13 protein-coding genes, 1 tRNA gene and 1 riboswitch are annotated in these 14,084 nt (G+C 70.0%); of the genes, 10 read left to right on the forward strand and 4 right to left on the reverse strand.

The annotated features are described in order from the left end of the window. Positions 1-402: 402 nt before the first annotated feature. From JUB13_RS16230 to JUB13_RS16240, 3 genes are all read left to right on the forward strand, one after another. A complete protein-coding gene (locus JUB13_RS16230) occupies positions 403-1,389 on the forward strand; it encodes a hypothetical protein (RefSeq protein WP_236024987.1) in 987 nt (328 codons plus the stop codon). Between the two features lie 447 nt (positions 1,390-1,836). Continuing rightward, positions 1,837-1,913, forward strand: a tRNA-Asp gene (locus JUB13_RS16235). Positions 1,914-2,093: 180 nt separating this feature from the next. Then, entirely contained in the window at positions 2,094-3,377 is a 1,284-nt protein-coding gene (locus JUB13_RS16240; RefSeq protein ID WP_207480780.1) for a cation:proton antiporter, read from the forward strand. Here the strand turns inward: JUB13_RS16240 and JUB13_RS16245 are convergent. Together JUB13_RS16245 and JUB13_RS16250 are read right to left on the reverse strand one after the other, a co-directional pair. Next, on the reverse strand, positions 3,374-3,877 hold the full coding sequence (locus tag JUB13_RS16245; RefSeq protein WP_207480782.1) for a GNAT family N-acetyltransferase: 504 nt from the start codon (positions 3,875-3,877) through the stop codon (positions 3,374-3,376). The two genes, JUB13_RS16240 and JUB13_RS16245, sit on opposite strands and share 4 nt — an antisense overlap. Positions 3,878-3,948: 71 nt before the next feature. Beyond that, a complete protein-coding gene (locus tag JUB13_RS16250) occupies positions 3,949-4,683 on the reverse strand; it encodes a TetR/AcrR family transcriptional regulator (RefSeq protein WP_207480784.1) in 735 nt (244 codons plus the stop codon). A gap of 131 nt (positions 4,684-4,814) precedes the next feature. Here JUB13_RS16250 and JUB13_RS16255 point away from each other — a divergent pair, with 131 nt between their 5' ends. The 7 genes from JUB13_RS16255 to JUB13_RS16285 all read left to right on the forward strand — a co-directional run bounded on the left by JUB13_RS16255 (position 4,815) and on the right by JUB13_RS16285 (position 12,267). After that, complete coding sequence (locus tag JUB13_RS16255; RefSeq protein ID WP_207480786.1) at positions 4,815-5,693, forward strand: FAD binding domain-containing protein; 879 nt, start codon at positions 4,815-4,817, stop codon at positions 5,691-5,693. Then, entirely contained in the window at positions 5,680-6,222 is a 543-nt protein-coding gene (locus JUB13_RS16260) for a (2Fe-2S)-binding protein (RefSeq protein ID WP_207480788.1), read from the forward strand. The genes JUB13_RS16255 and JUB13_RS16260 overlap by 14 nt, the downstream gene beginning before the upstream one ends. Continuing rightward, positions 6,219-8,609: a xanthine dehydrogenase family protein molybdopterin-binding subunit gene (locus JUB13_RS16265; RefSeq protein ID WP_207480790.1), complete on the forward strand. Its 2,391-nt coding sequence runs from the start codon at positions 6,219-6,221 to the stop codon at positions 8,607-8,609. Before JUB13_RS16260 ends, JUB13_RS16265 begins: the two co-directional genes overlap by 4 nt. A 76-nt stretch (positions 8,610-8,685) precedes the next feature. Continuing rightward, a complete protein-coding gene (locus JUB13_RS16270) occupies positions 8,686-9,759 on the forward strand; it encodes a C4-dicarboxylate TRAP transporter substrate-binding protein (RefSeq protein ID WP_207480792.1) in 1,074 nt (357 codons plus the stop codon). Between the two features lie 82 nt (positions 9,760-9,841). After that, complete coding sequence (locus JUB13_RS16275) at positions 9,842-10,405, forward strand: TRAP transporter small permease subunit (RefSeq protein WP_207480794.1); 564 nt, start codon at positions 9,842-9,844, stop codon at positions 10,403-10,405. Positions 10,406-10,414: 9 nt separating this feature from the next. Continuing rightward, positions 10,415-11,734 (forward strand): TRAP transporter large permease, encoded by a 1,320-nt coding sequence (locus JUB13_RS16280; protein ID WP_207480795.1) that lies wholly within the window; start codon positions 10,415-10,417, stop codon positions 11,732-11,734. A 17-nt stretch (positions 11,735-11,751) separates the two neighbouring features. Beyond that, positions 11,752-12,267 carry a CoxG family protein gene (locus tag JUB13_RS16285; RefSeq protein WP_236024988.1) on the forward strand — a complete coding sequence of 172 codons (516 nt, stop codon included), beginning with the start codon at positions 11,752-11,754 and terminating at the stop codon, positions 12,265-12,267. Positions 12,268-12,297: 30 nt separating this feature from the next. Here JUB13_RS16285 and JUB13_RS16290 read toward each other — a convergent pair whose 3' ends face one another. Then, a complete protein-coding gene (locus JUB13_RS16290; RefSeq protein ID WP_207480796.1) occupies positions 12,298-13,554 on the reverse strand; it encodes a DUF445 domain-containing protein in 1,257 nt (418 codons plus the stop codon). Positions 13,555-13,586: 32 nt separating this feature from the next. After that, positions 13,587-13,925 (reverse strand): hypothetical protein, encoded by a 339-nt coding sequence (locus tag JUB13_RS16295; RefSeq protein WP_207480797.1) that lies wholly within the window; start codon positions 13,923-13,925, stop codon positions 13,587-13,589. A 48-nt stretch (positions 13,926-13,973) separates the two neighbouring features. After that, positions 13,974-14,081, reverse strand: a riboswitch (SAM-I-IV-variant riboswitch). Positions 14,082-14,084 lie beyond the last annotated feature (3 nt).

Raw genomic sequence — 14,084 nt, forward strand, 5'->3', positions numbered from 1 at the left:
AGGCCCCTTCGCTTTGGAAGAGCCGCGGAAGGGGTCGGGGATGGCTGCGCAGCATAAGCCGCCTGTGAACCTTTCGCCCGAGGTGCTGGACATCGCATCCCGGACGGTAACGGCGATCGAGGAGATCACCCGCCCCCACCGAGTTGCTGGCGATGAACGCCGGGATCGGGGCGGCCGGGGGGGGGGGGCAGGCCGGTCACGGCCTGGATCCGGGGGGAGTCCGGGTCCGGGAGGCGCTTTTGCCGCACAACCGGCACCGAACATTGAAGGAGTATGTAAACCTGTAGGGATATGATCGCATGACGGGAATCGAACCGGGATCGTGCGGACGACATGGCGGCGGAGGGGAAAGCGAGCGGCGGAGGACGGCGCGACGAGGAGGCCGCCCGTGATTCGCTCCATATGCTGCCTCTGGTGACGGTGCCGCTGGCGACGCCCGGGCTCCGGCGCGCGCACCTGATCAAGAACTCGCGCCTGCAGACCGTGGTCGAGATCTTCCGGGCGGACGGGCCCGGAAGCGGCCAGGTGGAGATCGAGCAGGTCCCCAACCTCTTCCCCGGCGATGCCGACGGCCTCGGCGCCGACATGCCGATCCTGCGCCAGCTCGCATCCATCAACAGCTTCGACGTCTTCACCCTGCGGGTCGAACTGCGCTCGCGCGGGATCGCGGTCGAGGACCACGAGATGCTGACGCTGTCCAAGCGCAAGCGCGCCGAGCTCACCGAGGCCATGCGCGACTTCACGCGGCCCCTGATCCTCCAGGTCTACGGAAGCGATGATCGCGAGATCACGGATGTCGGCGACATCCTGCGCATGTTCGCCCATCCAGACCGTGAGGAGGCGCTGCGCAACCTGAGGCGCCTGTCGGAGCGGCTCCAGATCGAGCTGGCGGAGATTCCCCGCTTTCTCGAGGACTACGGGGACGTGTTCCTCTCCCTGGCCTATTTTCGCCAGTGCCTGGACCAGGTCGTGCCCGAGATCCACCGCTTCCAGGCCTGGGTCGGCGAGGCGCTGAAGGTCCAGCAGATCGCGGCCGATATCGGCGTGGTGCGCCAGATCGGCGAGGCGAACCGCGACATCGGCGACATCACGGGATCCCTGACCGGGCGCTTCGAGAGCTTCGACCGCCGCTCGCGGGACTTCTGGGCCGACATCAACGCCGAGACGTTCCGCCAGCTCCGCGAGTTGATCCAGGCGCATCACGCGACGATCGGAGGCGTGCTGTGCGGGCTGGTGCTGAAGATGGACCTGTGGAGGGAGCGCTTTCCCGAAGGGAAGGGCGGGCCGCTGAAGCGCGTGGAGTTCTTCCGCTCCGAGGTCCTGCCCGGCCTCTCGCGCATCAAGGACATCGAGCGCGAGGCCGCCCGCAGCCTGCGCCAGGCCGCGTGAGACGGGGGCCTGATCGCTTCGCGTCGGCGCGGCATCGGGACTTTCCCGAAACGCGAAGGCCCCGGCGCAGCAGCGCACGGGGCCCGACTCGCATCGCGAGAATTCGGTCGGATCGATGATCCATGTATCCGGCTAGAATGCCGGTAAGTTTTCCTGATTGTCTTGCACCAACCACAAGTGGTGCATCAAACCTGCGCCGGTGGAGTCATGGAGTTTAATCACCCTCCTGGGCTGCGTATCGGGAAACTTCTCCGGTTCTTCATCGCCTTTAAGGCGATGGCTGGATGCTTTATCGGACCACCTCGCCCTATTTGCTTGCGAGCCGATGGTGCTCTCCTTCGCAAGGGGTGTCAAGGCCGTGCGGCATGGTGGAACGACCTGCCGCAGGCACGAGAAAAAGCGGTGGACATCGGGTGGCGGACCCGGTAACTACGCGGCCTCTGCGACGCGGGTGTAGCTCAGCTGGTTAGAGCGCCGGCCTGTCACGCCGGAGGCCGCGGGTTCAAGTCCCGTCACTCGCGCCACTTTCCCTTCGGGGCTTCGGCCCGGACCGACCGGGTCCGGCCGAAGCCCGGAAGAGGATCCGCCCGCAGAAAATCCATCAGACAGAACCGAATTGGGGTCGCCGAACGCCGGCGCCGATGCTGATGCCGCCCGGGTGATCCGGAACAGGACGTTTGCCGCGGCGGTCTGTTGGCCGGGCCATGTCTCCGATAGACCTTGCCGCCGTGCTCGTGGTCCTGACCGCGCTGTTTGGCGTCTTCAACTATCTCTGGCTCCGTCTCCCGCCGACCATCGGCCTCGTGGTGGTGGCGCTGTTCGCCTCGCTCGCGGTGCTGGGGCTGGACGCGCTGCTGCCGGGCTGGTCCTTCAGCGCGGCGGTCCGCACGGCGATTCGCGGCCTCGACTTCCACGAGGCGCTGATGGAGGGGATGCTGAGTTTCCTGCTCTTCGCGGGGGCGCTGCACGTGGACCTGGAGGCCCTGCGCCGCGAGCGCTGGCCCATCCTCGCCCTTGCCACCGCGGGGGTGGTCGTCTCGACCCTGGTGATCGGCCTGGGCTTCCACCTGCTGGTGGGCATGCCGCTGGCGCTCGCGCTCGTCTTCGGGGCGCTGATCAGCCCCACCGATCCGGTGGCCGTCCTCGGCATCCTGAAGACGGTCAGGGTGCCGAAATCGCTCGAGGTGCGGATCGCCGGCGAGAGCCTGTTCAACGACGGCGTCGGAGTCGTGGTCTTCCTGATCGCCTCGGCCGTGGCCTTCGGCGGCGCCGGCCACGATGGCGGCGCGCCTGGGGCGGCGGCGCCCGGCTTCGGCGATGTCGCGCGCCTCTTCGCGGTCGAGGCGCTGGGCGGCTGCCTGCTCGGCCTCGTCACGGGCTGGATCGGCTACCGCGCCCTGCGCGCGGTCGACGAGTACACACTGGAGACCCTGATCACGCTGGCGGTGGTGATGGGCACCTATGCGCTCGCGCCCGCTCTCGGGACCAGCGGACCGATCGCCGTGGTGGTCGCCGGGCTGATCATCGGGAACCCCGGCGTCCGTCTCGGCATGAGCGCGCACACGCGCGAGAACCTCCTGGTCTTCTGGCACCTGCTGGACGAGCTGCTGAACGCCGTTCTGTTCCTGCTGATCGGCATCGAGGTGCTGGCGATCCCGCTGGATTCGGGCGCGCTGGTACCCGCGCTGCTGGCGATCCCGCTCGCGCTGGCGGCCCGCTTCGTCAGCGTCGCCCTGCCGCTGGCCCTCTTCGCCAGGTTGCGCCCGGTCCTGATGAAGGCGGTCCCGGTGATGACCTGGGGCGGGTTGCGCGGCGGCATCTCCATCGCCCTGGCGCTGTCGCTGCCCCAGGGGCCGGGACAGCCGCTGCTGCTGACCGCGACCTATGCGGTGGTGATCTTCTCGATCGTGGTCCAGGGGCTCACCGTCGGGCGGGTGATCGGCCACTATCACCTGCCCGCGCCCGGGTCGCCGGGCGACGGACGCTAGTGTCCGATCCCGAACGCAGGCGGGTAGAGCACCTGGCCGGCCCGGCCGGCCAGCGCGCCCGGCGACAGCTCCAGCGCCATGAAGGCCGGCCCGGTGAAGGGCGAGGCCAGCTTCGCCGCGAGCGCCGCCGAGAAGCCGAACCGCGGATAGAAGCCGGGATGGCCGAGCACGACCACGGCGCCCCAGCCTCGCGCGCGCAGCAGCGGCAGGGACTCGGCGACGAGGCGGGAGCCGATGCCCCGGCGCTGCCGGTCGGGCCGGACGGCCATTGGGGCCAGGGACACGGCGCGCACCGGGGTGCCGTCCACCGTGACGGCCAATTCGCTGTAGAGGATGTGCCCGACCACGTCGCCCCCTTCGAGCGCGACGAGGGAAGACGCCACCAGCCCGTCGGCGCGCAGGCGCCGGACGAGCTCCGCCTCGTGCTCGCCGCCGAAGGCGGCGCGGTTCAGCGCCGCCACGGCGTCGTGATGGGCCAGGCTTTCCTCGGAAATCGTCATCGGCATCCCTCCGCCTCCACGCGGCCTTCCGGCCCTCCATGGATCCCTGCCGTCCGCCGCGGCCGTGCTCGTCAGGGGCCGGCCATGGGCGGGCCGGTCTCGATCCCGAAGTCACGCAGCAGCCGGTCGATGGCCCGTTCGATCACGGGCCGGACGTCGTCCGGCGTCGGCGTCTGATAGATGTGCTTCCTGATGCCGAGATAGACGATGCTGCCGTGGAGGTTCCAGATGTCCTCCATGTCGGGCCTGCGCTCGCCTTGGGCGGCGGCCTGGATCTCGTCCATCAGCGGCGCCAGCGCGAACTGCTGCAGGTGCGTGAAGTAGCGCGCGTTGAGCTTCTCGCCCGTGAGGCCCGAGAACATGAAGATTCGCAGCCATTCGTACCGGAATATCGCGTCCGTATACTCGCAGTAGAATCGGAAGATGCGCTCCTTGAGCGGCAGGCTCCTGTCCCTCAGCAGCGCCGGCCATTCGGGCGAGAGCCGGCCGAGATAGACGTGCTCGAACACGGCGTCGAGGAGGCTCTCCTTGCTGTCGAAGTACTTGTAGAGCAGCGACTGCGTGATCCCGAGACGGCTCGAGAGATCCCGCGTCCTTCCCTCCAGCCCCACCTCGGCGAAGAAGGCCACGGCCGCCTGCACGATCTGCAGCCGCCGCTCCTCCGGCGGCAGGCGCTTGCGTTGCCGCGCCCGCCGCGGCTCCGCGGCGGCGGGCTGCGTTGCTGCGGGGGGCGTGGCGGGGACTTCCGCGATTGCGGGCTCCGCCGGGGCTCCCGGGTTGATGGCTGAAGGCTGTGAACGCGGCATGTCGATGTCTACCAGCGCGGGATCGTCAGCAGAGCGGAAAATTTCCGCTTGCACGGTTTGCGGAACGAATAGATCATTTGATCACTAAAAAGGATCGCCCGGAAGCGGCGACGCTCACAAGAGGAAACCAGATGAAGGGCGCATCGCTCGCCTATGCGCGTGCGAACGACGTTTCGCATGCTCTCGAGCTGTGGCGGCGGGCGGGACCGGACGCGCGGCTCCTCGCCGGCGGACAGAGCCTGCTTGCCGGGATCAACCTCCGGCTCAACGAGATCCCTGGCCTGATCGACATCAGCCGCATCGGGGAGCTTCGCGGCGTCGCCGATCTGGGGGACCGGCTGCGCATCGGCGCGCTGACCCGGCATGCCGACCTGCAGGCCGACCCGCTGGTCGCCGCGCATGCGCCCGCCTTCGCCCAGGCCGCCCCGCTGATCGCCCATGCCGCGATCCGGACCCGCGGAACCATCGGCGGGTCGCTGGCCTATGCCGATCCCGCCGCGGAGCTGCCGGCCTGCGTCCTGGCGCTCGACGCGGAGATCGTCCTGCGCGCCGAGGCCGGCGAGCGCCGCGTCGCGGCCGAGAATTTCTTCCTGGGCCTCTTCGAGACGGCGCTCCGGCCCTTCGAGATGATCGTGGCGGTCGAGGTCCCGAAGATCGGCCCGAACCGCCGCCATGCCGTGCTGGAGCTCGCGCGCCGCAGCGGCGACTACGCGATGGCCGGCCTCGTCCTCGCGGCGGATGTCGCGGGCGGGCGCCTGCACGACGTGCGGCTGAGCTATTTCAGCATGGGCCCGGCGCCGGTCCTGGCCCGCGGCGCCATGGCCGCGCTCGATTCGGACGAGGGGGTGGAGGCCGCCTGCGCCGCCCTCGGCACCGACCTGGACCCGGTCGCGGATCTCCAGGGCGGGCCGGAGATGAAGCGCCATCTCGCGGGCGTTCTCCTGCACCGCGCCGTCGCCGGCCTTCTCGGCCACTCCCCCGTCTCCGGAGGCAATCATGGCCGAGGCTGAATTCTCCACGCTGGTCGAGGTCTCGCTGCGGGTGAACGGCGAACGGGTCAGCCGGCGCGTCGAGGCGCGCCGCCACCTGATCGACTTCCTGCGGCTCGATCTCGGGCTGACGGGCTCGCATGCGGGATGCGAGCACGGCGTCTGCGGCGCCTGCACCGTACGCGTCGACGGCGAGATCGTGCGCGGCTGCCTGACCCTCGCGGCCCAGCTCGACGGGGCCGATGTCTGGACCATCGAAGGCCTGTCGGACACCGGCGAGGTCCGGGACCTGCAGCAGGCCTTCGTCGCGCGCAACGCGCTGCAATGCGGCTACTGCACGCCCGGGATGCTGGCGACCTGCGCGGACCTGCTGGAGCGCTCGCCCGCGCCCAGCCGCGCGGAGATCCGCGAGCACATCTCCGGGAACTACTGCCGGTGTACCGGCTACGAGGCGATCATCGACGCGGTCGAGACCGTGGCCGCCGCACGCCGCGCCGCGACCGGCCAAGTCGCGATCGGCCAAGCCACGATTGGGGAGACGGCCGAATGAGCATCAATCTCAGCGCCCTCGACCGGCCCAACTCCTATATCGGGCGCACGGTCCCGCGGCCGAACGCGCCGCGGCTCGCCGAGGGGCGCGGCACCTATGTCGACGACATCACCCTGCCGCGCATGGTCCATGTCGCCTTCTACCGCAGCCCGCACGCCCATGCGCGGATCGGGCGGATCGATGCCGAGGCCGCGCTCGCCGTGCCCGGCGTGCTGCGGGTCTTCACCGGCCGCGACATCGCCGCCGTCTGCTCGCCCTGGGTTGCGGTGCTTGCCCATCTCAAGGGGCTGAAGTCGGCGCCCCAGCACGCGATCGCCGTCGACCGCGCGACCTGGGCCGGCGAGCCGGTCGCGGCCGTGGTCGCCGAGAGTCGCGCTGCCGCGGAGGACGGCCTGGCCGTGCTCGAGGTCGAGTTCGAGCCGCTGCCCGTCGTCGCCGAGATGGAGACGGCGCTCGACCCTGAGACGCCGCTGATCCATCCTGAGCTCGGCGACAACCTGGCCTTCCGCCGGGTGCACGAGGCCGGCGATCCCGACGGGGCCATGGCCTCGGCCGCGGCCGTCGTGGAGGCGACGTTCCACACCGGCCGCCATACCGGCGTCTGCCTGGAGCCGCGCTCGATCCTGGCGGCCTACAACAGGGCCGAGAACCAGCTCACGGTGCATCACTCCACCCAGGCCCCGCACATGATCCAGACGGTGCTGGCCAAGCACCTGGACATGCCGGAGGGCAACGTGCGGGTGATCTGCGGGGACGTCGGCGGCTCCTACGGCATCAAGGTCCATGTCTATCCCGACGAGATGGCGACCGCCGCCATCGCCAAGATCATGGGCCGGCCGGTGAAGTTCGTCGCCGACCGGATCGAATCCTTCTCCTCCGACATCCATGCCCGCGACCACAGGATCAAGGGCCGGCTCGGCGTCGATGCCGAGGGGCGGATCGTCGCGCTGGAGATCGACGATCTGACCGGCATCGGGCCCTACTCGGTCTATCCGCGGACCAGCGCGATCGAGGGCAACCAGGTCGTCAACCTCTGCGGCGGCCCCTACGACTTCGCGAACTACCGGGCGCGCACCACGGTCGTCCTGCAGAACAAGACGCCGACCTGCCAGTACCGGGCCGTCGGGCATCCCATCGCCTGCGCCGTGACCGAGGGGCTGGTGGACCTCGCGGCCGAGGCGATCGGCATGGACCCCGTCGAGTTCCGCCGCCGCAACCTCGTGCGCGACGACGCGTATCCCTACACCTCGGCCGCCAACATGCGCTTCGAGGGGCTCTCCCATCACCAGAGCCTCGCCAAGCTCGTCGAGATGATGGACTACGACGCGCTCCGGGCCGAGCAGGCGCGGCTGCGCGAAGCCGGGATCTACCGGGGCATCGGGATCGCCAGCTTCATCGAGCTCACCAATCCCAGCCCCTTCATGTACGGGATCGGGGGCGCCCGCATCTCGGCCCAGGACGGCTGCACGGTCCGCCTGGATCCCGACGGCTCGGTCGTCGCCCTGTCCGGCGTCACCGAACAGGGGCAGGGCACCGAGGCCATGCTGGCCCAGGTCGTCGCGGAAGGCGTCGGCGTGCCGGTCGAGCGCGTCCGCATCATCACCGGCGACACGCAGGTGACGCCCTATGGCGGCGGGACCTGGGCCTCGCGCGGGGCCGGGATCGGCGGCGAGGCGGCGTTGCAGGCGGGCCTCGCCCTGCGCGCGAACATCCTGGAGGTCGCCGGCGCGATGCTGCAGGCCGCGCCCGAGACGCTCGACGTGATCGACGGCGAGGTCGTGGAGAAGGCCACCGGGCGCGCCCGCATGCCGCTCGGCGAGCTCGGCCGCATCGTCTATTTCCGCGGGGACACCCTGCCCAAGGGCCTGCCGCGCGAGATGGTGGCGACGCGCCACTACATCACCAGCGACTATCCCTTCGCCTTCACCAACGGGATCCAGGCCTCGCTGGTGGAGGTCGATGTCGAGACCGGGATGGTGAGGCTCCTGAAGCACTGGTGCGTCGAGGATTGCGGACGGGTGATCAATCCGCTGCTCGTCGACGAGCAGATCCGCGGCGGCATCGTACAGGGGCTCGGCGGCGCGCTGTACGAGCACTGCGTGTACAGCGAGGACGGCCAGCTCCTGACTGCCAACATGGCGGACTATCTCGTGCCCATGGCGGCGGAGATGCCGGACATGGTCGTCGCCCATGTGGAGACGCCGACGAAGGAGTCGCTGCTCGGCGCCAAGGGCGCCGGCGAGGCCGGCACCGCGGGCGCGCCGGCCGCGGTCATGAACGCCATCAACGATGCCCTGAGGCCATTCCGGGCGCGCGTGACGGCGATGCCGTTCACGCCCGAGCGCATCCTCGCCGCGCTCGGCCGCATCCCGGAGCGGCGCTTCTGATCCAGGACCCCGACGGACACCCGGCGGACCCCTGAACAATGGTGGCGCCAGACCACCGCAGACGGAGGAGACAACCATGAAACTCGGCAGGTATGGGGCGATCGGGCTGCTCGCGCTCGGACTGGGGCTGGTCGGCTTCGGGGCCGGCGCCCAGGCGCAGCAGCGCATCAGCATCAACATCGCCTCGAGCCATCCCACGGCCAACATCTGGGTCTGGGCGATGAAGAACGTCTTCCAGCCCGAGGTCGACCGGCTGCTGCGCGAGCGCGGCAACAAGTACGCCATCAACTGGCGCGAGGCCTATGGTGGGACGCTCTACAAGTTCACGGACACCAGGGCGGCGGTCAGCGACGGCATTGCGGACATCGGCATGGTCGGCACCGTCTGGGAGGGGGCGGCCATGCCGCTCCAGAACGTCACCTACTTCGCGCCCTTCGCGACCGAGGACCACGAGCTGCTGGTCGAGGTCTTCGACAAGCTGACGGCCGAGCTGCCCGAGCTCCAGAAGTCCTGGGATTCCCAGAACATGGTCTACCTGTCGTCGCTGATCACCGACAGCTACGACATCTACGCGAACTTCCCGGTCTCGAAGCTCGAGGACCTGCAGAACCGCCGCATCAACGCGCCCGGCACCTCGGCCAACTGGCTGCAGGGGACCGGCGCGACCCCGGTCGACGGCGCGCTGACGACCTACTACACCAACATCCAGACTGGCGTCACGCAGGGCGCACTGTCCTTTGCCAGCGGCATCCAGCCGACCCGCGTCTACGAGGTCGCGCCGAACCTGACCCGCGTCGGCATCGGCGCGATGTATTTCGGCGGCGTCGCCGCGAACAAGGCCTTCTTCGCCAAGCTTCCCAAGGATGTGCAGGACGTGATCCGCGAGGCCGGCCGGACGACCTCCAAGCGGCACGGCCAGTACGTCAGCGAGCGCGCGACGGCGGCCCTTGCCGAGATGAAGGCGGCCGGGTTGAAGGTCGCCGAGCTTCCGGAGGCCGAGAAGGCGCGCTGGGTCAAGAGCCTGCCGAACATCGTGGGGCCCTGGATCCAGGCCAATGGCGAGCCCGCCAGGAAGGTCCTGAAGGCCTATTTCGCCGAGCTGCGCAGCCGCGGCGTGAAGCCGCTGCGCTCCTGGGACGAGGGGCTCTGACGCCGCCCGGCGGGGACGGGCGCCCTGGCCCGTCCCCGCCGACACGACGCCGATCGAAGCCAGGGCAGGGAGGGACCGCCGCGTGGCCAGCCAGACCGAGAACACCGAGATCGACTTCTCTCCCCCGGCCCCGGAAGGCGCCATGCAGCGCATCACCGGCGTGATGGCGTCGATCGGCACCATCCTGATCTTCGCCACCATGGTCATGATCGTGGCCGACGTGCTCGGGCGGAACTTCCTGAACAGCCCGATCACGGGCGTCGCGGAGATCGCCGGGCGCTTGGTCGTCGCCATCGTCTTCCTGCAGATCGCCTCCGCGATCGCGTCCGACCGCATGACGCGCGCCGACTTCCTGATCCGGATCATCGGGGACAGGGCCCCGGCATTCGCCGCGTTCCTGGAGAAGCTGTTCGCGCTGTGCGGCGCGGTCGTCTTCGCGCTGATCGCCTACGCGTCCTGGCCCGATCTCGTGAGCTCCTGGACGACGAACGACTTCTTCGGCGTGCAGGGCATCTTCACCATCCCGACCTGGCCCTTCCGGGCCATCGTCGTCGTCGGCGCCGTCGCCGCCGCGATCGCGTATCTCCTGTCCATCGCGGGCGTGGGGCGCCCGCCGGCGCAAACCCCCGCGCAAACCCTGGACTAAGGGACTGTCATGGAACTCGGGCTGGGCCTGGCGCTGATCGGGGCGCTCATCGTTCTCGTGATCCTCGGCGTGCACATCGCGACAGCGCTGTTCGGCGTCGCCTTCGTCGGGGTCTGGCTGATCCGCGAGGATCCCTCCCTCGCCCTGCGGCTGCTCTCGGTCTCGGCCTACAACAGCATCGCCGACTACCTCTTCGCGACGATCCCGCTCTTCGTCTTGATGGGCCTGCTGGTCAGCATCTCCAATGTCGGGCGGGACACCTTCGAGGTGGCCGAGGCCCTGCTGCGCCGCATCCGCGGCGGGCTCGGGGTCGCGACCGTGGCCGCGAACGCGGTCTTCGCCGCGGTCACCGGTGTCTCCATCGCCTCGGCCGCCGTCTTCACGAAGGTGGCCGTCCCGGAGATGACGCGGCACGGCTACCGCAGGGCCTTCGCCGCCGGCACGGTCGCGGGCAGCTCGATCCTCGGCATGCTGATCCCGCCGAGCCTGCTGATGATCATCTACGGTGTGCTGGCCGAGCAGTCGATCGGCAAGATGTTCATCGCAGGCGTGATCCCGGGGATCCTGATCGCCGTCTGCTTCGTGCTGATGATCGTGGCGCTCGCGACCTTCGCGCCGTCCTACGTCTACGATGCCGAGCGCAGGCGGCTTCGCGGGCATCATGTCGCCCCGGCGATGCCCGTCCCCGAGATCCTGGCCAAGCTCCTTCCGATCCTGTGCCTGGTGGCGCTGATCCTCGGCGGCCTCTACACCGGGTTCTTCACGCCGACCGAGGCGGGCGGCATGGGCGCCTTCGGCGCGCTGATCATCGCGCTCGCGCGGCGAAGCCTCGGCGGCGGGCGGATGTGGCGCGTGCTCAAGGAAACCGGCACCGTCTCGGTCGGGATCCTGATCCTCCTGATCGCAGCGGCCTTCTACAGCCGCATGCTGTCCATGGCCGGCGTTCCCACGGCGATCGGCGACCTCGTGCAGTCCACCGGCCTCGGCGCCTACGGCTTCCTGATGGTCTATGTCGCGATCCTGCTGTTCCTCGGCATGATCCTGGATTCCAGCTCGATCCTGCTGATCATGACGCCGATCGCCGTGCCAATCGCCCAGGCCCTCGGCTTCGACCTCATCCATTTCGGCATCATCACCGTGATCGCGGTGGAGGTCGGGCTGTTGACGCCGCCGTTCGGGTTGTCGGTCTTCACGGTCAAGGCGACGCTGGGCGACCCGAACACATCCGTCGAGGCGATCTTCGCGGGCGCCATGCCCTATATCCTGGTGATGGTCGCGGCGCTCGTCCTGATCGCGGCGTTCCCGGTTCTAAGCCTCGCCCTCATCTGATCGAAAGGAATCCGGCCATGGCGATGACGATGGAGGGTGAAGTGATGCTGCCTGCGCCCCGCGAGCGGGTCTGGGCGGCGCTGAACGATCCCGAGGTGCTGCGGATGTGCATCCCAGGCGTCCAGGAGCTCGAGAAGACCGGCGATACGGAGTTCCGCGCCACGGCCAAGCTCAGCATCGGACCCGTCAAGGCGACCTTCAAGGGCGCGGTCGCGCTGTCCGACCTAGACCCGCCGAACGGCTACACGATCTCCGGCGAAGGGCAGGGCGGCATCGCGGGCTTCGCGAAGGGCGGCGCCAACGTGCGCCTCGACGAGGTCGCGGAGGGGACGCGGCTGAGCTACGACGTGAACGCCCAGATCGGGGGCAAGATCGCCCAGCTCGGAAGCCGGCTCGTCAACGGCGTCGCCAAGCGGTACGCCGACGAGTTCTTCGCGAACTTCGCCAGGATCGTGGCGCCGGCGGACGAGGCATCCCCGGACCAAGCGTCTTCCGAGCAGGCGCCTTCCGAGCAGGCGTCTTCCGGCCAGTAGACGTCGGGCTGCGCGTTCCCGCCTCGGGGCTCAGCCGAGCGCCCAGGTCACCAGGAACAGCGCCGCGCCCACGAGCGCGGCCACGCAGGTGCCGGAGATCCGGACATATTGCAGGTCGCTGCCCACGGCCTCCTCGAGCCGCTCGGTGACCGTGCGCGCGTCCCAGCCCCTGACCACGTCGGCGATGAACCGTCCGATGGCCCGGCGCCAGGGTACGACGAGGCGCAGCGCGGCCGCCTCCACCGCATGGTCGAGGCGCCGCCGCAGGGCCGGATCCTCGGCCAGGGCGCGGGTCGAGGCGCGCAGCGCCGCCGTGACGCCGGCGCGGATGCGGCCTTCGGGGTCGGTGGCATCGCGCAGCGCCGCATCGCGCAGGGAATCCCAGAGGGTTCCCAGCCAGGCCTGGATCTCGGGGTGGTCGAGCACGCCGAGCTTGGCGGCCTCGACCCGGGCGCGGGTGTCGGGGTCCTCGCGCAGGTCCCGGGCCAGCTCCTCGACCGCCATCTCCAGCCGGATGCGCGGCAGGCTGGCCGGGTCCAGCAGGTCGGCCAGCAGCTCGCGCAGACCGGACGAGACCGCCTGGGCGACCCTGCGGTCCACCGCCCGCGGCACCCACCAGCTCGTCCGCTCGCCCACCAGCATCTGGAAGCGGCCCTCGTTGCGCTCGACATAGTCGAGGGCGGCCGCCACCAGCCGCTCGACCACGCCCTGGTGCTGGCCGCTCTGCAGCACCGCCTCCAGCACCCGGCCCAGCAGGGGCGCCACCGCGACGCCGCGCAGCCGGTCGCCCAGGGCCGTGCCGAGCCACTGGCGCAGCTCATCGTCCCCGGCCGACCGGGCCAGGGCCGGCAGTGCGGCCGTGATCCGGTCCGCCAGCATGGCGGCGACCCCCGGCGCGCGCAGCCAGACGAGCAGCCGGCGCGACGGCTCGGCCGCGCGCAGCCGGGCCGCCACCAGGTCGGGGTCGAGGAAATTGCGCTCGACGAAGGCGCCGAGCCCTTCGCCGATGCGGTCCTTGCTGCGCGGCACGATGGCGGTATGGGGGATCGGCAGGCCGAGCGGGTGCCGGAACAGGGCGGTCACCGCGAACCAGTCGGCCAGCGCGCCGACCACCGCAGCCTCGGCCGTCGCATGGAGGAGCTGCCACCAGAAGCCCGGCGCCGGCACCAGCGTGGTGCCAAGGAACAGCGTCGCCATCAGCAGGAGCAGGCCGGTGGCGAGCGCGCGGTTCCGGCGCAGCAGGCGGCGGGAATCGGGATCGGCGATGCCGGGACTGGGCGGCTTCATGCCCATCCCAACACGGCGGCCGTCCCGGTGGCTCATTCGGCGGCGGCCTCCGGAACCGGATGAGTCCATTGCGCGGCCCAGGCCACGGCCTCGGCCAGGCGGTCCCCTGCGAGCACACGCAGCAGCCGCACGGGGCAGCGTTCCGGGCCCGTTGATTCGACGACGGCGTAGATATGCGTCCACCACCCGTGGCTGCGATGCAGGACGGCAACGCAGGTTTCGCGCCGTGCGGGATCCCGGCGGACCGGGGCGGGCCGGGTTCCGAGAACCAGCAGGCTGTCGTCCGGGCCGGTCACCAGCCGCAAGGCGACGGGCCGCTGGTCTGGACAGCGGTGGGGAAAGGGACGAGGAAAGAGAATGGGATCGGTCATCGTCTGTAACCCTCCGAGGCGGACTGCCCAGGAGGGCTGACGCAGCGGCAGGGCCCGTACGATTGCCGGTCGGCCGCATCGCCCCCTTGCGGAGGCCACCACCTTGCCCGGGTCGGCAGGTTGGCGTGGGCGTCAGCCCAGCTCTGGATGCAGGGACCT

It is taken from the genome of Arenibaculum pallidiluteum (assembly GCF_017355985.1).
GTDB lineage: Bacteria > Pseudomonadota > Alphaproteobacteria > Azospirillales > Azospirillaceae > Arenibaculum > Arenibaculum pallidiluteum.